This is a genomic window from Hyalangium versicolor, assembly GCF_020103695.1.
Classification (GTDB): Bacteria; Myxococcota; Myxococcia; order Myxococcales; family Myxococcaceae; genus Hyalangium; species Hyalangium versicolor.
Map to the genome: position 1 here is coordinate 94158 of NZ_JAHXBF010000005.1, position 24455 is coordinate 118612.

Annotated in this window: 18 protein-coding genes; 6 read left to right on the forward strand and 12 right to left on the reverse strand. The window is 67.3% G+C overall.

What is annotated here, in order from left to right; genetic code table 11:
- Positions 1–9: 9 nt before the first annotated feature.
- Positions 10–5985 (reverse strand): S8 family serine peptidase, encoded by a 5976-nt coding sequence (locus KY501_RS12010; protein WP_224363012.1) that lies wholly within the window; start codon positions 5983–5985, stop codon positions 10–12.
- Between the two features lie 242 nt (positions 5986–6227).
- Here KY501_RS12010 and KY501_RS12015 point away from each other — a divergent pair, with 242 nt between their 5' ends.
- Positions 6228–6755, forward strand: coding sequence for a gamma-glutamylcyclotransferase family protein (locus tag KY501_RS12015; protein WP_224363013.1), 528 nt, complete (start codon positions 6228–6230; stop codon positions 6753–6755).
- A gap of 6 nt (positions 6756–6761) precedes the next feature.
- On the opposite strand, the gene glgB is transcribed toward KY501_RS12015, so the two are convergent.
- The 4 genes from glgB to KY501_RS12035 are packed head-to-tail and all read right to left on the reverse strand — an operon-like array spanning position 6762 to position 13948.
- On the reverse strand, positions 6762–8963 hold the full coding sequence (glgB, locus tag KY501_RS12020; protein WP_224363014.1) for a 1,4-alpha-glucan branching protein GlgB: 2202 nt from the start codon (positions 8961–8963) through the stop codon (positions 6762–6764).
- Positions 8960–10294, reverse strand: a complete 1335-nt coding sequence (locus KY501_RS12025) for a phosphotransferase (RefSeq protein ID WP_224363015.1) — start codon at positions 10292–10294, stop codon at positions 8960–8962. Before KY501_RS12025 ends, glgB begins: the two co-directional genes overlap by 4 nt.
- Positions 10291–11946: a maltose alpha-D-glucosyltransferase gene (gene treS, locus KY501_RS12030; RefSeq protein ID WP_224363016.1), complete on the reverse strand. Its 1656-nt coding sequence runs from the start codon at positions 11944–11946 to the stop codon at positions 10291–10293. Before treS ends, KY501_RS12025 begins: the two co-directional genes overlap by 4 nt.
- Positions 11947–11959: 13 nt before the next feature.
- Positions 11960–13948 (reverse strand): alpha-1,4-glucan--maltose-1-phosphate maltosyltransferase, encoded by a 1989-nt coding sequence (locus KY501_RS12035; protein ID WP_224363017.1) that lies wholly within the window; start codon positions 13946–13948, stop codon positions 11960–11962.
- Positions 13949–14156: 208 nt separating this feature from the next.
- On the opposite strand from KY501_RS12035, the gene KY501_RS12040 reads away from it, so the two are divergent.
- Positions 14157–14753, forward strand: a complete 597-nt coding sequence (locus KY501_RS12040; RefSeq protein ID WP_224363018.1) for a sigma-70 family RNA polymerase sigma factor — start codon at positions 14157–14159, stop codon at positions 14751–14753.
- Between the two features lie 44 nt (positions 14754–14797).
- On the opposite strand, the gene KY501_RS12045 is transcribed toward KY501_RS12040, so the two are convergent.
- Positions 14798–15955, reverse strand: a complete 1158-nt coding sequence (locus KY501_RS12045) for a pyridoxal phosphate-dependent aminotransferase (protein WP_224363019.1) — start codon at positions 15953–15955, stop codon at positions 14798–14800.
- Positions 15956–16133: 178 nt separating this feature from the next.
- On the opposite strand from KY501_RS12045, the gene KY501_RS12050 reads away from it, so the two are divergent.
- On the forward strand, positions 16134–17966 hold the full coding sequence (locus KY501_RS12050) for a vWA domain-containing protein (protein WP_224363020.1): 1833 nt from the start codon (positions 16134–16136) through the stop codon (positions 17964–17966).
- A gap of 83 nt (positions 17967–18049) precedes the next feature.
- On the opposite strand, the gene KY501_RS12055 is transcribed toward KY501_RS12050, so the two are convergent.
- Together KY501_RS12055 and KY501_RS12060 are read right to left on the reverse strand one after the other, a co-directional pair.
- Positions 18050–18205 carry a hypothetical protein gene (locus KY501_RS12055; protein WP_224363021.1) on the reverse strand — a complete coding sequence of 52 codons (156 nt, stop codon included), beginning with the start codon at positions 18203–18205 and terminating at the stop codon, positions 18050–18052.
- 112 nt (positions 18206–18317) lie between these two features.
- Positions 18318–19220 carry a phosphate ABC transporter substrate-binding protein gene (locus KY501_RS12060; protein WP_224363022.1) on the reverse strand — a complete coding sequence of 301 codons (903 nt, stop codon included), beginning with the start codon at positions 19218–19220 and terminating at the stop codon, positions 18318–18320.
- 226 nt (positions 19221–19446) lie between these two features.
- Between KY501_RS12060 and KY501_RS12065 the strand changes: the two genes are divergently transcribed.
- Positions 19447–20133, forward strand: a complete 687-nt coding sequence (locus KY501_RS12065; RefSeq protein ID WP_224363023.1) for a hypothetical protein — start codon at positions 19447–19449, stop codon at positions 20131–20133.
- Between the two features lie 19 nt (positions 20134–20152).
- Entirely contained in the window at positions 20153–21115 is a 963-nt protein-coding gene (locus KY501_RS12070) for a hypothetical protein (RefSeq protein ID WP_224363024.1), read from the forward strand.
- Between the two features lie 9 nt (positions 21116–21124).
- On the opposite strand, the gene KY501_RS12075 is transcribed toward KY501_RS12070, so the two are convergent.
- The 4 genes from KY501_RS12075 to KY501_RS12090 form a co-directional block, all read right to left on the reverse strand.
- Entirely contained in the window at positions 21125–21472 is a 348-nt protein-coding gene (locus tag KY501_RS12075; RefSeq protein WP_224363025.1) for a hypothetical protein, read from the reverse strand.
- 41 nt (positions 21473–21513) lie between these two features.
- A complete protein-coding gene (locus KY501_RS12080) occupies positions 21514–22947 on the reverse strand; it encodes a serine/threonine-protein kinase (RefSeq protein ID WP_224363026.1) in 1434 nt (477 codons plus the stop codon).
- Positions 22948–23049: 102 nt separating this feature from the next.
- Positions 23050–23742: a hypothetical protein gene (locus tag KY501_RS12085; RefSeq protein WP_224363027.1), complete on the reverse strand. Its 693-nt coding sequence runs from the start codon at positions 23740–23742 to the stop codon at positions 23050–23052.
- Between the two features lie 19 nt (positions 23743–23761).
- On the reverse strand, positions 23762–23956 hold the full coding sequence (locus KY501_RS12090; RefSeq protein WP_224363028.1) for a hypothetical protein: 195 nt from the start codon (positions 23954–23956) through the stop codon (positions 23762–23764).
- Positions 23957–24154: 198 nt separating this feature from the next.
- On the opposite strand from KY501_RS12090, the gene KY501_RS12095 reads away from it, so the two are divergent.
- Positions 24155–24430 carry a hypothetical protein gene (locus KY501_RS12095; RefSeq protein WP_224363029.1) on the forward strand — a complete coding sequence of 92 codons (276 nt, stop codon included), beginning with the start codon at positions 24155–24157 and terminating at the stop codon, positions 24428–24430.
- The last annotated feature ends 25 nt before the right edge of the window (positions 24431–24455 follow it).

The window sequence follows — 24455 nt, forward strand, 5'->3', positions numbered from 1 at the left end:
CGGACTGCTCTAGGCCGCCTTGCGGCGACGGCCCAGCGCGTAGCGCGCCAGGACGAGCAGGCCCAGGTAGATGCCGGCGTCGGTGCTGGACGTCGCACCGCAGCCGCAGCCACTGTCGATCTCCGTGGACACGATGACCGGAGCGGAGGTCACCGAGTTGCCCGCGCCGTCGGTGATGACGGCGGTGATGACGTGCGTGCCACCCTGGGCGCTGTCGCTGTCCCAGCTGCCCGTCACCTTGGCGTCCGTGCCGCTGGCGATCTCGGCCCCGTCCACGAAGATGGCGATCTTGGTCAGCGTCGTGCCGGAGGCAACCGCGCCCTCGGCCGTGACGTTGACCTTGCCGGACACTTCCTTGCCGCCCTCGGGATCGGTGACGGTGACCGTGGGCTGTCCGAAGGCAGTCACGTTCGTCTTCACCGAGCTGGTGAGGCTGGCCTTGGCCGCATCCGTGAAGGTGATCGTCTTCAGGCCACTGCTCTTGAAGGTGACCTTGAAGTTGTTCAGCACACCGTCGACGAAGGTCGCCGTGGAGGAGAAGGACGCCGCGGAGTCGCTGCTCGACACCGTGACAGCGCCCGCGTACGAGGACGCGGTGTTGCCGTAGGCGTCCACGGCGGTGGCGGAGATCGTGGTCTCCTCACCGGCCGTCACGCTCGCGGGCAGCGACACCGTGAAGCTGGCCGCCTCGCTCGGCGTGACCGCGAAGGCCGCGCTCGTGGCGTTGTCGAAGCCCGTCGCGCTGGCCACCAGCGTGTAGCCACCGCCGGCCTTGTGCGCGGACAGGTCCGCGAACTTCGCCACGCCGTTGACGGCGGCCACCGTGGTGGTGCCGAACAGCTGGCTGCCCGTGGGGCCCTCGCCCAGCTTCAGCGTCACGGCGTCCGTGGCGCCCGTGAGCACGTGGCCCTGCGCGTCCTGCAGCTCCACCTCGATGGTCAGCGGCTTGCCCGCCTCCACCTTGTCCGAGGACGGCTTGAAGGCCAGCTTGTCCACGCTGCCACCCGAGCGAGGAGTGACGTCGAAGCCCACGCTGGTGGCCGAGTAGAGCTTCCTCGAGCCGATCACCAGGGTGTAGTTCAGGCCCTCCTTGCTCACGGCCAGGTCACTGAACGTGGCCACGCCGCTCACCGGGTTGACGTTGGTGGTGCCGCGCAGCTTGGCGCCGTTCGGGTTGCTGCCGAGCGCCGCCGAGACCGGATCCGTGGCCTGCGTCGCGATGTTGTCGAACCGATCCAGCACGGTGGCCTTCACGGCAGGGCTGATCGCGGCGCCAGCAACCGCGTCGGACGGCTGGACGTCGATGATGACACGGTACGGATCGGCCGGGGTGATGTCGAACCCATCGCTCTCGGCGTTCTCGAGCCCGTCCGCGTAGGAGATCAGCTTGTAGCCCGTGCCGACCTTGTCGATGCTCAGGTCGGAGAAGGTAGCCACGCCACCGACCGCCTCCACGGTGATGGTGCCGGACAGCTGGCCGCCATACGTGTTCTCGCCCAGGGTGATACCCACCTTGACCGAGGCATCCGTGGGGTTGTCGAACTGATCCAGGATGAGCAGCTGCACCGGCGGCGCGATGGCGTCACCGGCCTTGGCCGTGGTCGGCTGCGCCACGTAGCCCATCTTGGCCGGAGCATCCGGGGTGATGTTGAACGACGCGCTCGTGATGCCAGTGAGGCCATCGGAGCTGAACACCAGCGTGTAGCCCTCACCGACCTTGTCCAGAGCCAGGTCGAAGAAGGTGGCCACACCGCCCACCGCGGCCACCGTGGTGGCGCCAGCCAGCGTGGCGCCGCCCGGGTTGTTGCCCAGGGTCACGGTGATGGCGTTGCTGCCCGTCGAGACGACGTTGCCGAACTGGTCCTTCATGCCCACCGACACGGCCGGGGAGAGGGCATGGCCCGCCTTGGCGTTCGAGGGCTGGCTGACGATGGTCAGCTCGACCGGGGCACCCGCGGTGATGGTGGTGCTGGCGGAGCCGGTGATGGCCGGATCCGACGAGTCGCTGGCGGTGATCGTCTGGTTGCCCAGCGTGCGGAACGAGACCGGCACGCCGGTCGCCTGGCCCGCGGTGAAGGGCGTCGCGGACGGCAGCTGCGCCTGCGCATCGGTGCTGGTGAACGTAGCGCTGCCGGTGTAGCCGGTGGCCGTCTGGCCCACGGCGTCCAGAGCGGTGACGTCGAAGGTCACCGCATCACCCGCGCCCACCGGGGTCGGCAGGTTGGTGATGCGGTAGGTCACCGCCGGGCCCGGAGGCGGCGTGTTCGTGGTGCACGAGCCGTACGCGGGCGCGCTGAGGCGCACGTCGTCGATGTAGACGCCCTCGTAGGTCTGCGAGATGTCGCTGTGGAACTTGAAGCCGAACCACACCTTCTGGCCCGCGAGGGCCGTCAGGTTCACGGTGACGGCCTTCAGCGAGCCGTTGGCGCCGTTGTTCGTCTTGGTCCAGATGCGAGTGGTCGTGCTGCTCTTGAGGACGTTGTCGTAGCCACCGGCGGAGACGTACGGCGCCGTGGCGGACACGACGTCGCTCACCGCGGTCCAGGGGCCAGTCGCGCTGGCGGTGCTGTAGACCAGCCACGCGCCGTCGTACTGATCCTCGGTGGTGTACCAGAGGTTGAACGACATCGTCGGGTTGAGCGTGCTGGCCGGGATCTCGAAGCCGTTGATGCCCGCCGTCGTGCCGTCACCACCCAGCGACAGGGTCGCCTGCGTGCTGATCGGGTAGCTGCCGCCGCACGTGGCGCTCGCCGCGCCGAAGCGGTAGGCCTTCGTGGCCGACTGGTAGTGGCAGTTCGTGGTGATGTTGATCGTGCCCGCGGTGCCGGACTGGGTCGTGGCGATCCAGTAAGCGGCCGCGTCCGTCGGACGGTTGCTGTCCAGGTCATCGAAGTAGCTCAGACCCGTGCTCACCGCGCCCGTGGGGACGGCGGACTTCTCGACCTTGTTGCCCTCCTCGTTGGTGGCGTCGCTCGTCTCAGTGGCCCGGACCACGTAGTAGTACTTCGCCGCGTTGGTCAGGTTCAGGTCGTCATTGAAGCTGGTGCCACTGATGCCCGTGGCGATCTTGTTGGCGATCGACGGGGTGAAGCCCGGGGTGGTGCTGCGGTACACCGAGTAGCTCAGGGTGCCGCCGCACGTAGCCGTCGCGTCCGCCCAGGTGATCGTGTTGGAGCAGGTGGAGGCCGCGCCGTTGGTCGCCGCCGCGATGCCCGCGAAGGTCGGCTTCAGCTTGCACACGCCGGTGGCCGTGGCGGACACCTCGACGGAGTTGGTCGACTCGGCGCACGCCACGCCACGCACCACGTAGTAGTAGGTGATGCCGCGGGACACGTCCTCATCCACGAACTCGGTACCCGTCTCCACGGTCGCCACGCGGGTGTACGGGCCGCCCGCGGTGGTGGAACGGTAGACGGTGTACTTGGCGGCGCCGTTGTCGTCCCACTTGATCTGGACGTGGTTGGCGCCCAGGTCCGTGGCCGTCACATTGGTGGGCACCTCGCCCCGCTCGTCGCAGGAGTTGTACACCACCAGGGCGAAGTCCTGGTCCAGCGTGGCCGCATTGCCCGGCACGCCGTCCGAGTTGATGTTGGAGGCCGTCACCGTGACGGTGAAGTCGCCCTCCACGCCCGCGGGCAGGAACACGCTCTCCACGTTGTTCTTGTCGTCCGCCGTGCCACCCTCAACGGAGTTGGCGCCGGTGAACACGTTGCCCTTGTAGGTGTGGCCGCCAACCGTGACGGCCAGGTCCAGGTTGTTCTTCCACGCGCCGCCGGTGGTGGAGCCCGGCGCGTCCGTCCACGCCAGGGTGACGCGGAAGGGCAGGCTGGAGTCGGCGATCCCACCCTCGAAGGTGCGGGTCTGGCCGGTGGCGGTGAAGGTGTTGGTCTCGACCTGGTCATCGATCAGACGGGGGATGCCGTCGAACGCCATGCCCAGGTTCATCATGCCGAAGCCCTGGTTGTTGGACCAGAGGTTGTCGTTGGCGTCCACGCCCGTCATGTAGCGGGCGGAGTTCACCAGGAACGCCTTGGTCATGGCCGCGCTCGGCGGCGTCATGCCCTGGTTGATGAAGTACTGACGCACCAGCGCCGTGCCACCAGCGACCGCGGGGGTCGAGTGGCTGGTACCGGAGGAGGCCGTGTACCACTGCTGGCCGGAGGGGAAGAAGTCGCTGCCCGCGCCGGCGCACACGCCCGAGGCGTCAAAGCACGAGAGCGCCTTGCCCAGCGGGTTGGCCGGCGGGTTGGCGCGCTGGCTCGGATCCTGCGCCACGCCACCGGACACGTGCGTGCCGGGGGCGACGATCTCCGGCTTCTTGCGGCCGTCCGCGGTGGGGCCGCGGCCGGAGAAGTCGACGATGTCGTTGGCGCTGTTGGCGTCCACGTCAGCGACGCCGCAAGCATCCGCGCCGCCGAAGGCCTGCACGTTCTCCGAGGCGCCGACGGTGAGGACGTTCTTCGCGGTGCCCGGAGGCGCCACGGAGTTGGCGCCCGGGCCGTTGTTGCCGGCCGCAAACACGATCACCATCTCCTGGTTGCCCGGCACGTTGGGCTCGTCGAAGCCCGCCTGCTGCGCGTCGCGCACCAGCGAGTCGTACTGCTGGCAGTCGATGTTGTAGGTGTTGCCGCTGGTGTAGCCCCAGCTGTTGCTGCTGATGCGCATGCCGTCGCGGTAGGCGCGCGACTGCAGATCCTCGTACACCGCGTCGGTCCAGTCCGGCGCGAAGATGACGGATCCGCCCAGCTTCACGAAGGGCGCCACGCCCAGGCCGTAGGAGTAGCCGTCCGCATCCTGGAAGGGCGCGCCCGTCCGGTTCGTATAGCCGCCGACGATGTGGGCGTTCAGGGTGCCGTGGCCATCGCAACCCTCGGTCGTGTCACCGCTCGTACCCTCGATGCGGTTGTACACGATGCGGCTGGGGTTGCTGATGTTGCCGCCCGTGTAGTAGCCGAAGTGGTTGGGCGTCGTGGTGCCGTTGTCCAGACCGCTGTCGGACAAGTCCACGCCGAAGCCGGACGCGGTGAACTGCGCCTGGGTGAAGCCCTTGGCAGCCAGCCAGTCCAGCCAGCCCGGACCCGTCGGGGCGTTCCCGTTCAGGTGGCCGGAGATGATCATGTTCTGCCGCTCGTCATACTTGCGGGGCAGGGAGCGCGGCTGGATGGAGAGCACGTCCGGACGGGCGGCGATCTCGTAGAGATCCTTCACCGTCAGGTACGCCACCACGTTCACGTAGCCCTGCGCCTCGCGGATCGTCCCAGCGCGGTACTGCTTGGCGCGGACCAGATCCAGCGTGGTGCTGTTGGCTTCCTCGTCCTTGACGAGCTGGATGGCGTAGGTGGGCGTCTCGGCCTTCAGCGCGGACGGATCCAGCTTGTAGTCGTTCAGGTAGTCGCCGGCCCACTGGATGGACCGGGAGTCCGTCAGCTGCTTCTGCAGGCTCTGCAGCGCGGAGATGTCGCCGTAGACGACGTACGCGTTGTTGGGGATGTAGGTGATGAGCTTGACGCCAGTGGCCTCGAGCTCCTTGACCCACTCTTCCTTGATGGGGCCGGAGAACTGCACCAGCTTCAGGCTCTTGCCCGAGGCCGGCAGGCTCAGCCCGCGCAACGACTGGCCGTGGCGGGACGCGGTGTTGATCGTCCCCGCGTTGAGAAGGATGTCGTTGAAGTCGTCGCGCGTCTGGGCTCCCTGGGGGAGAGCCGCCATGGCCTTGTCATCGACCTGCACGACCTTGAAGGAGCCGTAGTCTGCGATGACCTGGAGGTTCGCACCCTGCTGCTCGAGCTTCTTCGCCTGCTCTGTGCTGAGCTGTACCTTGTGCGTCGTCAGTTGCGTACGGTCGGCCTCGCTGGTGTAGTCCTTCGCGGGCGCCTTCTCGGCATCCGCGCAGGCCATCAGCGACACCATCCCGACCAGCCCGAGCACGCGAGTGCTCTTGGCTCGGAAACCCATCCCGGGCTTCCGGGTTGCTGAGTTCGTCATGTGTTTTTGCCCCGACATCCGAGCGCGGCAATGGATGAGCGTGATCCACACGCGCTCGATGCGGACCCGGCGGAATGAGCACCCAAGGAGGGGTCAAAGGGCACTCATCCCACGCGGGACCCGTAACATGTTCGGCCTCCAAATTTCAAATGGCGAACATTTCTTCGGGGGTTCGTGTCCCGGATGTGGGATCTGGCGGAATAGGGATTCTCGCTTACTGAGAGAGCAGGGCAGAGGAAGACATGGACTCGCACTACGATCAGGTGATGAAGGCCCGGGAGTCGGCGCAGGCGGGAACGCGGCTGTACTTCGCGTACTCGACGATCCTGGACCGGGCCGCGTTTGAGGAGTGGCGATCGCAACACAGCTACGATTTCTTCCAGTTGCCAGAGGGGAAGCTGGCCGAGGCGCTGGAGGTGGACCTCGTCTACGACTTCCCGTCGCGGTGGTGGGGCGGACGCGTGGCGGGGTTGGCGGATGCGCCGGGCCGGAGCGTGTTCGGCAGGCTCTTCGAGATCCCGGGCAAGGACTGGCCCATCATCCAGCACAAGGAAGGCTTCGTGACGGGCATGTGCGTGGAGCGGCCGGTGCGCGTGCGCCTGGAGGGCCAGGCGGGGCAGCTCGTGGAGGCCACGGCGTTCACCACCTCGCCGCGGCGTGCCTCCACCGAGGGCCCGGTGAGCCCTCGCTTCATCGAAGCCCTGGTGCGAGGCGCCGAGAGCGCGGGGCTCCCGGCCGCCTACGTGGAGCGGCTGCGCCGAGGCGAGTAGGCAGGCTCAGCCCGGGATGAACCAGACCACCGAGAGGGGCGGGAGCGTCAGCGCGGCCGACGCATCCTGCCCATCCCACGGCTGGGCCTCGGTCTGGATCAGCCCCATGTTCCCCACGCCCGAGCCGCCGTAGTTGGCGGCGTCGCTGTTGAGCACTTCCTGGTAGGTGCCCACGCGGGGGAAGCCGACCCGGTAGCTCTCGCGCACGACGGGGGCGAGGTTGGCCACGCACACCACGTGGCGCCCTGGGGTGCGCGAGCGCCGGACGAAGGCGAACACGTTCGAGGACGCCGAGTCCGGCTGCAACCACTGGAAGCCCATGGGCTCGTTGTCCGCGTCATACAGAGCGGGCACGTCCCGGTAGATGCGATTGAGATCCGACACCATGCTCTGGATGCCCTTGTGCCCCGGATCCTCGAGCAGGTGCCAGTCCAGGCTGCGATCGCTGCTCCACTCGGAGTGCTGACCGAACTCGCCGCCCATGAAGAGCAGCTTCTTGCCCGGGTGCGCCCACATCCAGGCCAGCAGCGAGCGCAGGTTGGCGCGCTTCTGCCACGGATCTCCCGGCATCTTCCCGTAGAGCGAGCCCTTGCCGTGCACCACCTCGTCATGGCTCAGCGGCAGCATGAAGTGCTCGCTGAAGGCGTAGAGCAGGCCGAACGTCATGTTGTTGTGGTGGTACTGGCGGAAGATGGGGTCCTTCGAGAAGTAGAGCAGGGTGTCGTGCATCCACCCCATGTTCCACTTGAAGTGGAAGCCCAGGCCGCCGTCCTTCACCGGCTGGCTCACCTTGGGCCACGCCGTGGACTCCTCGGCAATCACCACCACACCCGCGTGCTTGCGGCTGATGGTGTCGTTCAGCTCACGCAGGAAGGCGATAGCCTCCTCGTTCTCGCGGCCGCCCCAGCGGTTGGGCACCCACTCGCCCGCGCGCCGGCTGTAGTCCAGATAGAGCATGGAGGCCACCGCGTCCACGCGCAGGCCGTCCACGTGGTACTCCTCGAGCCAGAACAGCGCGTTGGAGATGAGGAAGTTGCGCACCTCGTTGCGGCCGAAGTTGAAGACCAGGGTGCCCCAGTCCGGCTGCGTGCCCTGCCGCGGATCGGCGTGCTCGTAGAGCGCCGTGCCGTCGAACTTGCCCAGCGCGTGCGCGTCCTTGGGGAAGTGGCCCGGAACCCAGTCGACGATCACGCCGATGCCCTGCTCGTGCAGGTGGTTGATCAGGAAGCGCAGATCATCCGGGTGTCCGAAGCGGGCGCTGGGCGCGAAGTAGTTGCCCACCTGGTAGCCCCACGAGGGGCCATAGGGGTGCTCGGCCACCGGCAGGAACTCCACGTGCGTGAAGCCCGTGGCCTTGATGTAGTCGCTCAGCGCGGGGGCCAGCTCCCGGTACGTCATCGGCCGGTCGCCGTCCTCCACGATGCGGCGCCACGAGCCCATGTGGATCTCGTACACGCTCCAGGGTTTCTGCGTGGGCTCGCCCTCGGCGCGCTTGCTCATCCACGCTTCGTCCGTCCACGTGAAGCGGTGGAGATCGTGCACTACGGACGCGGTGGCCGGAGGCACCTCCGTGCGGAAGGCGAACGGATCCGACTTGAGCAGCGGCGGGCCGCCGTGGTTGGGCCGGATCTCGAACTTGTACCGGGTGCCCTCGCCGACCTCGGGGATGAACAGCTCCCAGATGCCCGAGGCGCCCATGCGCCGCATGGCGTGAAGGCGCCCGTCCCAATTGTTGAAGTCACCCACCACGGACACGCCGGCCGCCGTGGGCGCCCAGACCGCGAAGGACACCCCAGCCACCCCGTTGTGGTGGATGAGGTGCGCGCCCATGCGCTCCCAGAGCTTCTCGTGACGGCCCTCGCCCGCGTAGTACAGGTCCAGCTCTCCAATCGTGGGCAGGAAGCTGTACGGATCGCGCAGGGTGAAGGACTTGCCGCCCGGGTACTCCACCTCGAGCAGGTAGTTGAAGAGATCGGTGCGGCCGTTGAGCCGGGCCTCGAAGACACCATCCCGGCGTTTCTCCATGGAGATGCGCCCGCCGAAAGCGGGCACCACGTGGAGGGCGGTGGCGTTCGGACGGAAGGCGCGCACGACCACGCCATCTCCGTCCGGGTGGATGCCGAGCACCCGGTGGGGTTCCGGGTGCCGCAACTCGATGATCTGCTGGATCTCCGCGTCGATCTGCTGCCGGTCAGCGGGCTTCTTCACTTCGGCTCCTCCATCCGCAAGAGGGCCTGGACGGGGATGCGCACCCAGTCCGGGCGGTTCTGAAGCTCATACCGCACTTCGTAGAGCAGCTTTTCCAATTCGAAGGCGCGCAACATCACCCAGAAGGTGGCGTCGTCCGCCGGGAGGAAAGCCGCGCCGCGCGTGGCCTCGCGGTAGCCCTCCAGGAACGCGTCTCGCGAGGGCGCCATGCGCGGGGTGGGCGGGTTGCCCTCCAGCAGCACGGTGGCCTCGGCATAGTCGAACGAGCGCAGCATCCCCGCCACGTCCCGCAGCGGCGAGTACTTCTCCCGCCGTTGGGTGAAGGTGCGGGACGGCTCACCCTCGAAGTCGAAGATGATCCACTGGCCGTCCGTTCGCAGCACCTGGCCCAGGTGCAGATCGCCATGGATGCGGATCTTCTGTCCAGAGGGCGCCACGCGTGCCAGTCGCCGCGCGTGCTCCAGCAGCCGCTCGCGCTGGTTCTCGAGGTCCGCGTGCAGGCGGCCCGCGTCGGCCAGCGTCACCCCGAGCTCGCCCATGATGGACGCGCTCCAGCGCTGCAGATCCTCTTGCAGCACCGGCTCCGGAGCGAAGTCCGGCTCCTGGGGATCCGAGGACAGGGCTCGATGCAGCTCGCCCAGGCGCCGGCCCAGGTCTCGCATCTCTTCCAGGAAGGAATCCTCCAGCGTGCCCGGCTTGCGGAAGCGGTCCAGCGTGTACTTCCAACCGTCCACCGCGTTCGTGATGAAGCGGTGCACCAGGGCCGTGGTGCCCCCGGAGACGCCCTCCAGGTGCAGCGCGCCCAGCAGCGTGGGGTTGGAACGGAACGCGGTACGTGTGGCGAGGAAGCGCCCCATCTCGTACTCGGGGTTCACCCCGGCCTCCAGCTTGCGGATGATCTTGAGGATCACCTTCTCGCCGATGACAACGGAGGTGTTGCTCTGCTCCACCATGAGCCGCCGAACGGGGATGGGCTCGGGCAGGGACAGCATGCTCTCCGGGGTGTTGAGCCACTCGCCCCGGAGCTTTCCGGAGGCGGAGTTCACCTCGCGCTTCTCGCGGATGATCTGGAAGAGGGCGCGCAGGCACTCCACGTCCTCGAGCGCGTCATGGATGCCGTCCGCCATGGGCTTCACGGGCAGCAGGTAGCGCTCGGATTTGCCCAACTCGTACAGCACCTCGACGACGGCGAGGCTGAAGGCGCAGGAGCCGAAGTCCAGCGTGGCGTGATCCACCACGGACACGGACTTGATGGGCCACGCCTTGCCGCTGAACCAGCGCTGGTGCTTGAGATACTCGGGGAGCTTTGCGAGGTCCACGGGTGTCGTCACGAGGTCGTCCTTCCGGGAAGGGGTTTCTCCAGCCGGAACCAGAGGAACATGTAGGGGCCCAACGACAGTTGGTACGGCAGCGACGAGATGCGCGGGAAGTCCGTTTCGCCCATCAACTCCACGGGCACGCAGCCCTCCCACTCGCGCAGATCCAGGACGACCGGCTGCGCGAAGCGCGAGAGGTTGCAGATGATGAGGATGGTCTGCCCCTGCCACTCGCGGGTGAAGGCCAGCACGCGGCGGTTGTCCGGGTTGACGAAGCGCAGCTTGCCCAGCGCGAAGGCCGGGTAGCGCTGGCGCACCTTGATGAGCCGCTTCACCCAGTGCAGCAGCGACGTCTTGATACGCTCTTGGGCCTCCACGTTGATGGCCTGGTAGCCGTACACCGGATCGGAGATCACCGGAGCGAACAGCCGCGCGTTGTCGGCCCGGCTGAAGCCCGAGTTGCGGTCTCCCGTCCACTGCATGGGCGTGCGCACGCCGTTGCGATCGCCCAGGTAGATGTTGTCTCCCATGCCGATCTCGTCGCCGTAGTACATGACGGGCGTACCGGGCAGGGTGAACAGCAGGCTGTGCATCAGCTCGATGCGGCGCCGGCCGTTGTCCATCAGCGGGGCCAGGCGGCGGCGGATGCCGAGGTTGATCCGCATCCGGGGGTCCATCGCGTACTCCCGGTACATGTAGTCGCGGTCCTCGTCCGTCACCATCTCGAGCGTCAGCTCATCATGGTTGCGCAGGAAGATGGCCCACTGACAGTTCTCCGGGATGTCTGGTGTCTGCTGGAGGATCTCCACGATGGGGGTGCGGTCCTCCTTGCGCACGGCCATGAAGAGGCGGGGCATCACCGGGAAGTGGAAGCCCATGTTGAACTCGTCGCCGTCGCCGAAGTAGACGCGCACGTCCGCGGGCCACTGGTTGGCCTCGGCCAGCAGCATCTTGTTCGGGTACTCGGCGTCGATCGCCTTGCGCAGGCGCTTGAGGAAGGCGTGCGTCTCCGGGAGGTTCTCGCAGTTGGTACCCTCTCGCTCGAAGAGGTAGGGCACCGCGTCGCACCGGAACCCGTCCACGCCCATGTTCATCCAGAAGCGCATGACGTCCAGCATGGCGTCCTGCACCGCTGGGTTGTCGTAGTTGAGGTCCGGCTGGTGGCTGAAGAAGCGGTGCCAGAAGTACTGCTTGGCCACTGGATCCCACGTCCAGTTGGAGCGCTCGGTGTCCAGGAAGATGATGCGCGTGCCCTTGTACTTGTCGTCCGTGTCGCTCCACACGTACCAGTCGCGCTTGGGGCTCTTGGGATCGCGGCGGGACTCCTGGAACCAGGGGTGCTGATCGCTGGTGTGGTTCACCACCAGCTCGGTGATGATGCGGATGCCGCGCGAGTGGGCGGCCTCCACCAGCCGCTGGAAGTCCGCCAGCGTGCCGTAGTCCGGATGGACGGCGTAGTAGTCCGCGATGTCGTAGCCGTCGTCTCGCAGGGGCGAGGGGTAGTGGGGCAGCAGCCAGAGGCAGTCCACCCCCAGGTCCTGCAGGTACGGCAGTTTCTCGATGAGGCCTGGGATGTCCCCGTGGCCGTCCGCGTTCGAGTCATGGAACGCGCGGATGTGAACCTCGTAGATGAGGGCCTTCTTGTACCAAAGCGGGTCCTGTTCCATACGCCTCTCGGTGTCACTCGTAGTAGTCGAATGCCTGCTCGGTGCGGCGGAAGCGGTACACCGCCCAGATGGCTGCCGGCTGTTCCGGCGTGAGGAGCACCTGGGCGTGAGGACCCTGCCAGAGGCGACGCTCATCTGTCATCAACTCGTGCACCTGGTACGTCTCGTCGGGCTGGATCCCCAGGTCATGAAGCGGCACGTCAAGAAGGGCCTCCTGGGGAGAGAAGGGGTCCAGGCTCACCGCCACGAGCACCTGGCTGGAGCCGTCCGGCGTGCGCTTGCCGTAGAAGAGGACGCGGTCGTTGTCCGAGGGGTAGAAGCGCAGGTTGCCGTAGAGCTGGAGCGCGCGGTGCTGCTTGCGGGCGGTGTTGAGCTTGCGGATCCAGTCGCGGATGTGGCCGGGCCGTTCCAGATCCCAGGCCACCAGCTGGTACTTCTCCGAGTCGATGTACTCCTCCTTGCTGGGCAGCGGGCGGTTCTCGCAGAGCTCGTAGCCGCAGTAGATGCCGTAGGAGGAGGAGAGGGTGGAGGCCAGCGCCACGCGGATGCGGAACATGCTCGGGCTGGCGTTCTGGAGGTGCTCGGGGAGGATGTCCGGCGTGTTGGGCCAGAGGTTGCCGCGGAAGTAGTCGGACACGGGCGGCGAGGTGATCTCCTCGAGGTACTCCTGGAGTTCGCCCTTGAAGTTGCGCCAGGTGAAGTATGTGTAGGACTGGGTGAAGCCGATCTTGGCCAGCGCCTTCATCACCTTGGGACGGGTGAAGGCCTCCGACAGGAAGACGATGTCCGGGTGCTTCGCGTGGACGCGGCTGATGAGCCAGGCCCAGAACTGGAGCGGCTTGGTGTGCGGGTTGTCCACGCGGAACACGCGCACGCCCTGCTGGATCCAGTGGATCACGACGGACTCGAGCTCCGGCCAGAGCGTGTCCCGGGCGGGGCCCATCCAGTCGAAGTTGACGATGTCCTCATAGCGCTTGGGCGGGTTCTCGGCCGTCTTGATGGTGCCGTCCGGGCGGTGGAGGAACCACTCCGGGTGTTCCTTCACGTACGGGTGATCGGGCGAGCACTGGAAGGCGATATCCAGGGCGATCTCGATGCCCTGTAGCTCCGCGGCCTTGATGAAGGCGCGGAAGTCCTCCAGCGTGCCGAGCTGCGGGTGGATGGCCTTGTGACCGCCCTCGGGGCCGCCGATGGCCCAGGGGCTGCCCACGTCATCGGGCTCGGCGCGCAGGCTGTTGTTCTTCCCCTTGCGCGCGGTGCGGCCGATGGGATGGATGGGGGGCAGGTAGATGGTGTCGAACCCGAGCGACTGGACGTAGGGCAGCCAGGCCTCCGCGTCCTTGAAGGTGCCGTGGGTCTTGCCGTCGCGCACGGCCGAACGCGGGAAGAATTCGTACCAGGCGCTGGTGCGGGACTTCTCGCGCTCGGCGTCGACCTCCAGGACGCGCTCGTAGCGAGTGGCCAGTGAGCGATCCGCGTACCGGCTCGCGGCATGGGCCAGTTCGGGGGCCAGGGCGACGAAGACGAGATCCGGGGAGGCGGGCTGCTTCAGCTTCTTGGCGGCCTCGGAGAGGAGCTGGGCGTCCCCGGCGCTGAGGGAGCGAGCGCGTTCGGCGGCCCCTTCCAGGAGCGCGGAGCCTTCGAGCAGCTCGCTGCGCACGTCCCGGCCGGCGTCCACCTTGCGCTTGAGTTCGGAGGACCAGGTGGCGAAGAGATCCGGCCAGGACTCGACGGTGTACTGGTAGCGGCCGATGCGCGCGAGCGGGAATTCGGCCTTCCAGAGATCATTGCCGAGGGCCTTCATGGGGACCTCGGCCCACTCGGTCTGCTCGGGAGTGGCCTGGCGCCAGCGGATGACGGCGACGAGGACGTCGTGGCCTTCCTTGAAGAGATCGGCTTCGACGGTGAAGGACTCCCCGGCGATGCGTTTGACGGCGTGACGACCTGCGTCCAGTGAGGGGCGGACGCTCTCGATGACGACGCTTCCGATTCGTGAGGTCATAAAGAAGAGGCCGGCCCTTATCAGGGCCGGAGTCGGGTCTTCGGGCACCATGACGCGGGGACGTTGATCCCGGACGGCTCCGCGCATGGGGGCGTTGGAGAGTGAACGTTCCGGGGCGCCGGTGGGGTCGCCCAGGCGATGGGATCAGGCGCTGGCATCGGTGCTAAAAGGTGTGGCCCTACCCGTGGTTGCGGTATCCGGTCGCCCGATGGTGCCTTCCGATCCCCCCGCTACACGAGCAAGCGATCCAGCGGCCGACCGGGCGCTCTTGCAGCAAGTGGCCCTGGGCAGCAGCGAGGCGATGCGCATGCTTTATGCCCGGTGCTCGGGGCGGGCGTGGGCGGTGGTGCTGCGGGTGCTGGGCTCGCGGGCGGACGCGGAGGAGGTGCTCCAGGAGACGTTCCTGGAGGTGTGGCGTCGGGCGCGGGAGTTCGATCCGAACCGGGGTGGGGTGGAGACGTGGGTGACGACGATCGCGCGGACGCGGGCGATCGATAGAAGGAGGGCGCTGGGGACGGTGGCGCGGATTGCGGATGATGTGGCGCAGCAGCCACCGCCTGCGAGCGCCTCGCCGGTGAGTCCGATGGAGGCGGCTTCACTGGGGCAGGACCGGGCGCGGGTGGCCGCGGCGATGAGGGAGTTGTCGCCCGAGCAGCGCACGGTGGTGGAGCTGGCCTATTTCGAGGGCCTGTCCCAGCGGGAGATCGCGGAGCGGACGGGAGATCCCCTGGGCACCGTGAAGACACGGGCCCGGCTCGCGCTGGAGAAGCTCGCCACGTTGCTACAAGACGCCTCCCGAGAGTAGGCCGCACCTCAGTGCGGCCTCAGCGAGAGGACTGCTACGGCGTACTACGGAAGCAGTGACGTCCGGCGCAGCCGCTCGCGCAGGAGCTTGAGGCGCTCCTGTGGCTCGTAGCTGAACACCAGCCGGATGTAGCGCTCCGCCACCGACGAACCCCAATTCGTCATCGGTGTCGCCGCCACCTTCGCCTGCGACATCAGGATCGATGCCGCATCCGTGGCGCTGTAGCCCAGAGCGTGCGCGTCCAGCAGCATGCTCCAGCCACCCTCGGGGATGATCACCGGCAGCCCCTCGAGCTGCTCCAGCACCAGATCTCGCCGCTTCTTCCACTCGGCCAAGGCCGCCGGTACTCCCGCGTCCTCCGAGCGCAGTGCCACCTCCGCGCCCTTCTGCGCGATCCCCGGCGGCGCGATCACCAGATAGCTGTGCGTGTAGAAGACGTCCGTCATCACCTTCGGCGGGCCGGCGATCCAGCCAATCCGCCAGCCGATCATCCGGAACTCCTTCGAGACAGAGCCCACGATCAACGTGCGCTCCGGCATGCCCGTCAGCGTCGCCGGATGCCGCAGCGGCAGCCCGTCATACAGCACGTTCTCCAGCGCGGCGTCGTACAGCAGCCACAGGTTGCGCGTCACGCACAGCTCGCGGATGGCCATCCACTCGGCCTCCGACAGCACGTGCCCCGCGGGCATATTCGGATTCGAGATCACCATCGCCCGCGTGCGGCTGGTCACCATGGCGCGCAGCATGTCCAGGTCCAGCCGCCACTTGCGATCCACCACCTTCATCGGCACGAACATCGGCACGCCGCCCGCGAACGTGACCCGGTGGATCATCCCCGCGTACGTCGGGTCCGTGAGCAGCACTTCATCTCCGGGCTCGATGATCGCCAGCAGTGCCGAGATCAACCCCTGAGTGCCACCCGCCGTGATCACGATCTGCCGATCCGGATCGTACGAGAGGTTGCACTGGCGCTTGAGCCGCTGCGCCACCGCTTGCCGCAGGCTCGAGGCTCCGGTGAAGGGCGTGTAGCTGTTGGCCTCGTTGGTTCCTACGGACTCCCGCGTCGCCGCCACGGCCTCGGGCGGTGGCGGGAGATCCGTACCGAAATTGTCCAGGCGCAGTATCTCGGGATCCAAGGTGGCGTCGGACACCACTCGGTCGACGTTGAACCCCACCACGCGCATCATTCGGGACGGACGCATCTCTCCTCCGGAAGCGCCGACTATAGCCTCGGGAGGTAGGAGGAGTGGATCCGGTATCAGATCCCCCTCGTCTCCTTGCCTGGGGCGCCTTGTCTACATCTCCCTTCATTCGGACCGAAGGTGACGCTGTGGGTAGGTGCCGGTACGCTCCGCGTCCCAGTTTCCTGGAGGCGTTCCCATGAAAGCGGCTTTTACCCTGAGTCGTCCGGTGCTCCCTGTTGGCAGCTCGTCCAAAGTCGACGTGCTGGTGTCCTTCCGAGCCGATGCCCAGGGGCCTGCACGGCGAGGACTCAACCTGAGCCTGGTCATTGATCGATCGGGCTCGATGGCCGGTGCACCGCTGAAGCACGCGCTACAGGCCTCTCGCAACCTGATCGAGCGCATGGGGCCCGAGGACTGGATCTCGATCGTCGCGTACGACGACTCGCCGATGACGGTGCTGGCCCCGCAGAAGGTCCAGGACAAGGCGGCCATCGAGAAGGTGCTGTCGAAGGTGAATGCCGCTGGCTGTACCAATCTCACTGGGGGTTGGCAGGCAGGGGTGGGGCACGTGAAGGCGCAGCAGGCCCAGGAGCGCATCAACCGCGTCCTGCTGCTCACGGACGGTCAGGCCAACGTGGGCATCACCCGGCATGACGACATCATCTCGCGGGTGAAGGAATCAGCGGGCGCGGGCATCGCGACGACGACGCTGGGGTTTGGCAGCAGCTTCAATGAGGACCTGCTCATCGGCATGGCCGGGGCGGGAGAGGGGCACTTCTACTTCATCCAGTCTCCGGATGACGCCGAGGGCGTGTTCGGCATCGAGATGGAGGGCCTGTCCTCGGTGGCCGCGCAGAACCTGGTGGTGACGCTCCAGCCCGCGCCCACGGTGAAGGTGGCGAGCGTGCTCAACCGCTATCGCTTCGAGGCGCGTGGACAGCAAGTGGAGGTGGGGCTGGGCGATGTCTACACCACCGAGGATCGGCAACTCGCGGTGGAGCTGGCGGTGGATGCGGGTGCGACGCCGGGCACGGCGCCCCTGCTGACGCTGGCCTACAAGTACCAGGCGGTGGTGGACGGCTCGTTGAAGGAGTTCTCCGGCGAGCTTCCGGTGACGGTGACGCTGGGCTCGGAGGAGGAGGCCAACGCGCTGTCGGCGGACAAGAACGTGCTGGCGCAGACGAGCCGGTTGCGAATCGCCCAGGTGAAGGATCGGGCGGTCGAGCTGGCGGACCAGGGCGATCTCAAGGGCGCCTCGCAGCAGCTGCGCAACACGATCTCCGAGCTGTCCGCGAACATCGACAAGAGCTCGTTCGAGCTCATCGAGGAAGTGGATCAGCTCGAGCACTACGCGAAGCGGATCGAGTCGAAGAAGTACGACGCGGTGATCCGCAAGGAGATGCGCGATCAGTCGTACCAGGCGGGGACTCGCAGCCGGAACGATCTGGCGCTGCGCGGTACGGCTGGCGGTTCCGCGGACGAACTGGAGGCTGTGTCCAGCGCCGAGGGTGGCGTCATCGTGAAGTGCGAGCGCGAGGGCGGCAAGCTGCGCGTGCGAGCCGTCTCCGATGGCTATGACGCCAGCTTCAACATCCAGTTCCCGCGCAGCGCCCGCGAGGAGGGCGTGACATATGTAGTGGAGAAGTTGGTGCCCTCGGCCGACGGGACGTTCTACCGGGCGCAGGGCTCCATCAAGCGGCTGGTGGTGGCGGGGCAGGAGCGCTCGGCTCGGGCTGGCTCGGGCGGTGGGGCTCCGAGGAAGACGGGCAAGGCGTCCAAGGTGACGGGCTCGGCCAAGGATCTGCCCACCACGAACGCAGTGGGCGGTGGCGTCCTCGTCCAGTGCGTCAAGGAGGGCAGCAAGCTGCGCGCCCGTGTCGTCTCGGACGGATTCGATCCCAACCTCAACATGCGCTTCCCGCGCGACATCCGCGAGGAGGGGATCCTCTATGTCGTGGACGAGGTGATCGAGGTCTCCGGGGGCGGTTCCTACATCGCTTGCGGAGACATCAAGCGGCTCGTGCAGTGAGCCGGGGGCGGCATGGGTTCCGGGCTGGTCCTACCAGCGTACCAGTGGGCCCATGCCGCGCCCGACAGGGGCGCCTCGTGCCGCTATGCGCGGAGGCGTCCGCGGTTCATCGCGCCAGTCGCGAGGCTGGCGACGAAGAGCACCGCGGAGATGATGAGGAACCACTTCAGCCCCTCCACGGCGAGACCCACGCCGCCGAAGATGAGCGCCAGGAGCAGGAGTACGATGAGAAGGTTCATGCCCCTACGGTGGTGTCTCCCGTTCCGGAGACAAGGGCCCGGGCAGGGCGCTGGCTGAGCCTGCATGCCTGGTGTGCTTGGACCGGGCCGTTGTCCCAGCCCGCTCCGATGACTACTTCACGGGGAAGTAGCCCACCTGCGACACGAGCTTCTGGCCCTCGGCGGAGAGCGCGAAGTCGATGAACTTCTGCACCGCTTCGCTCGGCTCGCCTCGGACATAGAAGAACAGGGGGCGCGAGAGCGGGTACTTTCCGCTCAGGATGTTCTCCTGGCTTGGTGCCACCTCGTCCGCGCCGACCTTGATCTTCAGCTCCTTGATGCCCTTGGCGTACGCCGCGCCGCCGTAGCCGATGCCGTTCTTCTCCTGGGACACCGCGTTCACCACCGCCGCCGTGCCCGGCAGGGTCAGAGCCTTCTCCGTGTAGTCTGCATTCTGCAGCAGGTGCTCCTTCACGAAGACGTAGGTGCCGGACGAGTTCTCACGCGAGTAGACGACGATCGGCGCGTCTGGGCCGCCCACGTCCTTCCAGTTGGTGGTGTCTCCCAGGTAGATGCCCCGGAGCTGCTCGACGGTGAGCGAGGTGAGCGGGCTGGCCTCGTTCACGTAGAACGTGACGCCGTCCTTGGCGACGGGGATCTCCTTGGGCTCCGTCTTGAAGCGCGCGTGGACCTGCTGCGCCTCCACGTCCTTGATGGCGCGGCTCGCCGTGGCGATGTCCGTGGTGCCGTTCACCAGCGCCGCGATCCCCGTCCCCGAGCCGCCCCCTGTCACCTGCACGGGCGAGCCCGGGTTCTGCTTCATGTATTCCTCGGCCCAGCGCTGCACGAGGATGACCATCGTGTCCGAGCCCTTCACCGTGACGGCCTTGCCGCCGCCCGGTTTCGGGGAACTGCTCGCTTCATCCTTGGGGGAAGAGTCACTGCTGGCGGGCGACTCGGAGCGCTTGCATGCCGGCAGCGCCGAGACCAGCCCAAGCACGAGGAGCGAAAGGAGAGGAGTGCGGTGCGTCATCATGGAGGGCCATCTACTCCAGAGCCGCGTCTGCCCACGCGAGCCATTTCAGCGAAGGTTCGGCCCCGGACAGAGCGTCCTACCCCCTGTCACTCCCAAGCCTCGCAAGCCTGCCTGCCTGCTCCCAGGTTGGAAAGGGAGGGTGTGAGTAAACCTGCGAGATGATGGAAAGACAGTCCACCCTGGGATCGATTGAGCGCGGGCCGAGCCGGACCTACGCTAACGGGCCATGACCACCGTCGTGTTCCTCTCCCTGTTGTTGAGCGCGGCGCCGAATGATGGTTCGCCGGCCTCTTCCCAGTCCCTCGAGTCCCCGCCTGTGGTGGATGATTCTCCCACGGCGTGGTCCTGCACTGCGGACACGCTGCGCTCCGGCAAGGATTGCGTCTTCGAAGCCGAGCTGACGCCCTCCGAGCCCAACAAGGATCAGGCCGCCAACAACGTGCGGACCATCCAGCAACTGGGTCGCACGCTCTGCGCCGAGGCCGCGCGTGCCAGCTCGGAGGACGGCAAGCCGGACCGCAACCTCGCCGCCTCGTGCGAGAAGCGGTACTCGACCGCCGCCGAGCGCTGTGATCTCCAGGGCACCGTCCCCATCGTCGACACGAAGGGCCGCTTCGCTCCGGCCGCTCGCGCCTGTTACCGCGCCGTCTCGGGCGTGCTGCAGGAGACGCAGATGATGGCCACCGTGGCCGCGCCGTGCTGCCAGTGCGCCGCGCAGAGCGGTTGCCCGGGCGCGGGAGATCGCTGCTATGCGGATCTGACCCAGCAGAAGGCCGGGGCTTCCACCCTGGCGTGCATGCGTGATCGCTGCGCGGACTCCTGCTCGCTGGCACCTCCGGCAGCGGCTCCGAAGAAGGCGGCGGCTCCTCCCAAATCCGAGCCGCGTCCGGAGCCGGGCTCGGCCTCGCTGTAACCCACGAGACATGACTTCCATGGAACGAGACACTGTGAACCTGTCGAAGAAGCCGGGCTCTCGCCACGCATGGGCCCTGATCTGGGCCCTGTCCGTCGTCGGCTGTGCGACGCCCTCCCGCTCCAAGGAGGAGGATGAGCGGGACCGTCCGCCCCCGCCAGCCACCGCGGCCACCGAGCTCCCTCCCGAGCCCTTCAACCCGAAGACGTTCGCCAGCCAGTACTCGAACCCCTCCGCGTGCGAGCGTCAGGCGCGGCGGTTCCTGCCCACCTCGCGAGACGAGGCCTGGGCGGCGTTGAAGGCCTGCGTGAATGGCACCTACTTCACCCAACTGCAGTCGTTGATCGGCCAGGCCTGGGATCAGGAGATCCGCTCCCGTCCCGAGGCCGCGTCGCTGCTGGCCAAGGTGGTGGCCTTGCGCGGAGGCAGTGTGGAGGGAGACCTCCGGTTGCTGAACGATCAGCGCCTGCCGATCTTCTCGCTCTCCGCGGCCATCGCCCAGCCGGACACGTACAAGGGGCGCTACATCCTCGTCCGGGCCCAGGTGGGCGACATGAAGACCGAGGGGGAGAAGCCCACCGTGTGGCTCGTCGAGCAGGGCCTGGGCTCCGTGGCCAGCGAGGTGCAGGTGGGCCGGGCGCGCCGGCGGCACTCCTCGTCCACCACCTCGGGCAGCGTGGGAGGCGAGACGACGATCGGCAGTGGGAACGTGGGGGGCTCGATCTCGAAGGACAAGGTGACCCAGAACATCGAGACGGTTCCTCACTACGACAACATCTCCTCCGACACGGGGCGTGAGGCGCTCGGACGGCTAGCGAAGCCGGATCCGTTCCTGTCTCCGGGCCAGGACTTCATCATCCTCGCGCGGTTCGATGGGATGCGGACCACCTCGGGCTCGCTGGACGAGGAGGATGAGGGGGCGCGCATCCCCGTGTTGAGCATCGTCAGCTTCTACTCCCCGCACCCGCTCGTCGTGTACTGAAGCGGGTCGTTACGGGAAGCGCGCGAGGAAGGCCGCCAGCAACGGGCCTCCCGCGCGGGCCTCGGTAGGAGAGCCGGGGCCACCCTTGGGCAACTGGGCCCAGAGTTCCACCAGGGCCGGCCGCAACTCCTCGAAGGCGGCGAACGCTTCGGGAGCGCTGCCGAAGAACCGGGAATGGAGCAGCCACCCAGAAACGCCACAAGTGATCGCGTGGAAGGAGCGGCTTTCGTCCTGCTCCAGCGTCAGGCGCACCTGGCCGGCGTACTGCTCGTCCCACGTGATCGTCCCACCCTGGGAGCCCGACAGCCCCAGGGTGCTGCCTGCCTCGTAGGGCTTCCAGGACGCGTCTTCGCTCATGCGTGGCTCAATACCCCAGCTGCGGGGCTCTCGGCTCGGCCTCAGCCCGTGAAGGCCTGGCCGAGCGAGGAAGACGCAGCCACCAGCGCGGACTGGTAGGCGGACTCGGCGCGCAGCTCCTCGCCGAAGAGGCGCAGCATGGTGCGTCCCAGGCCCGAGGTGTCCTCCGGCCTGATCGCCGGCAGGGCCAAAGCGAACTCCAGGGCTGACTGGAAGCGATCGGCGGGATGGGGCTGGAGCGCCCGATAGAGGAGCGTCGCGCACGGCGAGGGCAGCCGGGAGATGCGCTCCCAGTGCGCTTCGCTGGGGCCCTCGGCAGCCTGGATGAGCCGATCGAAGTCGGTCTGCCCCTCGTAGAGCAGCTCGCCGGTGAGGCACCAGAAGATCGTCAGGCCCAGGGTGAAGAGATCCGCGCGCTCATCCACCTCGAGCCCTCGTGCCTGCTCCGGGGCCATGAAGCTCATGTTGCCCTTCACCAGCCCGGCGCGTGTCTGCGTGGTCCGGTGCGCGCTCTTGGCGATGCCGAAGTCCAGCAGCTTCACCTCGCCGTGTCCGGAAGCCAGGATGTTCATCGGCGACACATCCCGGTGGACGATCCCCAGCGGCCGGCCATGCGCATCCAGGCGCGTGTGCGCGTACTCCAATGCTTCGAGTACCTCCTGGGCCACGAAGAAGACCGTCGCGGGCTCCATCGGGCCGCCGTCTCGCTCGAAGGAGCGGCGCACCACCACGTCCAGATCCCGTCCGAGGATGTACTCGGAGGCCAGGTAGTACTCGCCGTCCACCTCGCCGAAGTCGTAGACGGGGATCACGTTCGGGTGGAGGAGGGTGGCACCGAGCCGGGCCTCATCCATGAACTGGGCCACCGCCTCGGGCTGGCGCGTGAGTGGCTCGTGCAGCCGCTTGATGACGAACAGTCGCTCGAAGCCCCCGGCGTTCCGGGCGAGCGCCAGGTACACCCGGGCCATTCCGCCCTCGCCGAGCGGCCGCAGCAATTCGTAGCGGCCGAAGGGCACGGGGGCCGTCAGCGTCGGCTCCGGGCGTGCTTGCGGCGGTGGCGCGGGCGTCGGCGACACGGCGGGGATGGCGGGCAGCGACATGGACAGGCGCTTGAGCTGGGCCTCCGCCGCGGCGAGCCGCTCGTTGGTTTGCGCCAGCATCTCCACGGTGGCCTTCTCCCGTTGGGAGCGCAGCCCCAACCAGAGCGCGGTGCCCGAGGCCAGCAAGGCGGTGAGCCACACGGGCACCATCAACGTCCGAGCCGCCCCCAGCGCCTGGGATGCCTCCACCCGCATGTCCTCCTGCGCGGAGAGAGAGTCGCGAGCTCCTTGTATGGCAGTGCGAGCCATCTCGACGGCGCGCGCTCGGGCTACCTGCTGCCCGCGAGCCTCGAGTCGCAACGAAGCGACGATGGCCCCCACGAGGACACACGTGGTGACCAGGAATCCCAGGATGCGTCGGTGCACGGGGCGCATGGAAGGTTCGAACCCTGTGCACGGTGTCAGGCACGGCAAGGGCTACATGCCCGCCGGATTTCGGCCACTTTCATCCAGAGAACGCAGGGCCTGCCCGGATGATCACTGGCGGGCGGTCGCCACGGTCCTGGCTTCGTGGAGCCTGAGCCCCTTGTAGGCGCCCCAGACCCAGCCCGTCCATAGAACCATGTAGATGACGAAGCCCCAGACGGGGAGCGGGGGCATCCCCTGGGGACGCTGCCCGCGCAGCTTGCCCACCACCTCTCGCAAGAGCATGTACCCGGCCAGGGGAGGAAGCGGGAGCAGGTTGAGCGCAACCAGCTTCGCCGCCATCACGCCCAGGGATGTCCGGAAGCCCAGCGGCCGGAGGGAGAGAAAGGCCTCCACCCGCTCGGCGGCTCGGGGCACGTTCACGAGTTGTTCGAAGCCTGAAAGGCAGGACTGCAAGGCTCGCGCGGGCGAGAGGCACACCACGGCGATCAGCAGCATCCCCAGCACGCCGGCGGAGATTGCCAGGAGCCGCCGGGGGAAGGAGAGCCGCAGGAAGGGGTTCTCCTCAGTTTCCTCGGGCGCACCGTCGGGAGTGAAAGAGACGCTGTTCCCGGAGGGAAGGGGCCCGAAGCTCCAGCGCATGCCCAGCAGGCGGAAGGAGAACAGGCTCGGCCCCTGGTGGAACTTCACCACCGTGGGCCGCACCCCCAGCGCCCAGAGCAGGGACACCATGCCCAGCCCGGTCAGCAGGCAGATGGCCGCCATGTGCAGCCACAGCCACGCGATGCCCGCCCAGGCAGACATGGGCCGAGTCGCTCGCGCGCTACGGCTGGGACTTCGAGTGCTTGTAGAACAGCACCAGGGTGTAGCAGTGGAACTCGTTGTCACTCGACTGGCAGACGACGCGGTCGACAATCTCCAGATCCGCGTTGCTCTTCATCCAGCGGGTGACGTTCTCGCCGAGCTCTTCTCGCTCCTTGGCCTTGGTGGCCGAGAAGACCTTCACGCCCGTGAACATCGCCGTCCCCTCCTATCTGACTGATACGACGTCGCTTCCTCCAGTTATCGCACACGCATTTACAAGGTGTCAAAAACCCGGCTTCTTCCGGGGCGGGGGTTTGCAGGTGGGAGAACGTGCCTAGATTTTCCAGGTCGCATCGAGGTCCGAGCCCGGGAAACGGGTCCTGGGGAGGGTGGGGCGACGGGGGATGGGTACGTGGACGTGAAGACCAAGAAGGATCTGGCCGTAGACTTCATCAACGCCATCCGGACCATGGATCCGGCTGCGCTCAACGCGCTGATCGTCAAGGAGGCGGGCGAGGATCTGGCCCAGTTCTTCCTCAACTACAGCGCCAACCTCATCTCCAAGGACCCCTCCCGGGTGCTGGAGAACACCTCCTCGCTGATGCTGATGGGCTACCTCATCCGCACCTATGAGGAGAAGAACGGCACCAGCCAGAAGGGCCTGTTCCAGTCCTACGCGTACGCCTGACGGGCGGCGGCAGGGGCGGCGAGAC

What these genes read in the sequence shown, in the direction of transcription:
- KY501_RS12010 (WP_224363012.1), bottom strand. Translation starts at nt 5,985, where the DNA reads ATGACGAACTCAGCAACCCGGAAGCCCGGGATGGGTTTCCGAGCCAAG.
- KY501_RS12015 (WP_224363013.1), top strand. Translation starts at nt 6,228, where the DNA reads ATGGACTCGCACTACGATCAGGTGATGAAGGCCCGGGAGTCGGCGCAG.
- treS (WP_224363016.1), bottom strand. Translation starts at nt 11,946, where the DNA reads ATGGAACAGGACCCGCTTTGGTACAAGAAGGCCCTCATCTACGAGGTT.
- KY501_RS12035 (WP_224363017.1), bottom strand. Translation starts at nt 13,948, where the DNA reads ATGACCTCACGAATCGGAAGCGTCGTCATCGAGAGCGTCCGCCCCTCA.
- KY501_RS12040 (WP_224363018.1), top strand. Translation starts at nt 14,157, where the DNA reads ATGGTGCCTTCCGATCCCCCCGCTACACGAGCAAGCGATCCAGCGGCC.
- KY501_RS12045 (WP_224363019.1), bottom strand. Translation starts at nt 15,955, where the DNA reads ATGCGTCCGTCCCGAATGATGCGCGTGGTGGGGTTCAACGTCGACCGA.
- KY501_RS12050 (WP_224363020.1), top strand. Translation starts at nt 16,134, where the DNA reads ATGAAAGCGGCTTTTACCCTGAGTCGTCCGGTGCTCCCTGTTGGCAGC.
- KY501_RS12055 (WP_224363021.1), bottom strand. Translation starts at nt 18,205, where the DNA reads ATGAACCTTCTCATCGTACTCCTGCTCCTGGCGCTCATCTTCGGCGGC.
- KY501_RS12060 (WP_224363022.1), bottom strand. Translation starts at nt 19,220, where the DNA reads ATGATGACGCACCGCACTCCTCTCCTTTCGCTCCTCGTGCTTGGGCTG.
- KY501_RS12065 (WP_224363023.1), top strand. Translation starts at nt 19,447, where the DNA reads ATGACCACCGTCGTGTTCCTCTCCCTGTTGTTGAGCGCGGCGCCGAAT.
- KY501_RS12070 (WP_224363024.1), top strand. Translation starts at nt 20,153, where the DNA reads ATGGAACGAGACACTGTGAACCTGTCGAAGAAGCCGGGCTCTCGCCAC.
- KY501_RS12075 (WP_224363025.1), bottom strand. Translation starts at nt 21,472, where the DNA reads ATGAGCGAAGACGCGTCCTGGAAGCCCTACGAGGCAGGCAGCACCCTG.
- KY501_RS12080 (WP_224363026.1), bottom strand. Translation starts at nt 22,947, where the DNA reads ATGCGCCCCGTGCACCGACGCATCCTGGGATTCCTGGTCACCACGTGT.
- KY501_RS12085 (WP_224363027.1), bottom strand. Translation starts at nt 23,742, where the DNA reads ATGTCTGCCTGGGCGGGCATCGCGTGGCTGTGGCTGCACATGGCGGCC.
- KY501_RS12090 (WP_224363028.1), bottom strand. Translation starts at nt 23,956, where the DNA reads ATGTTCACGGGCGTGAAGGTCTTCTCGGCCACCAAGGCCAAGGAGCGA.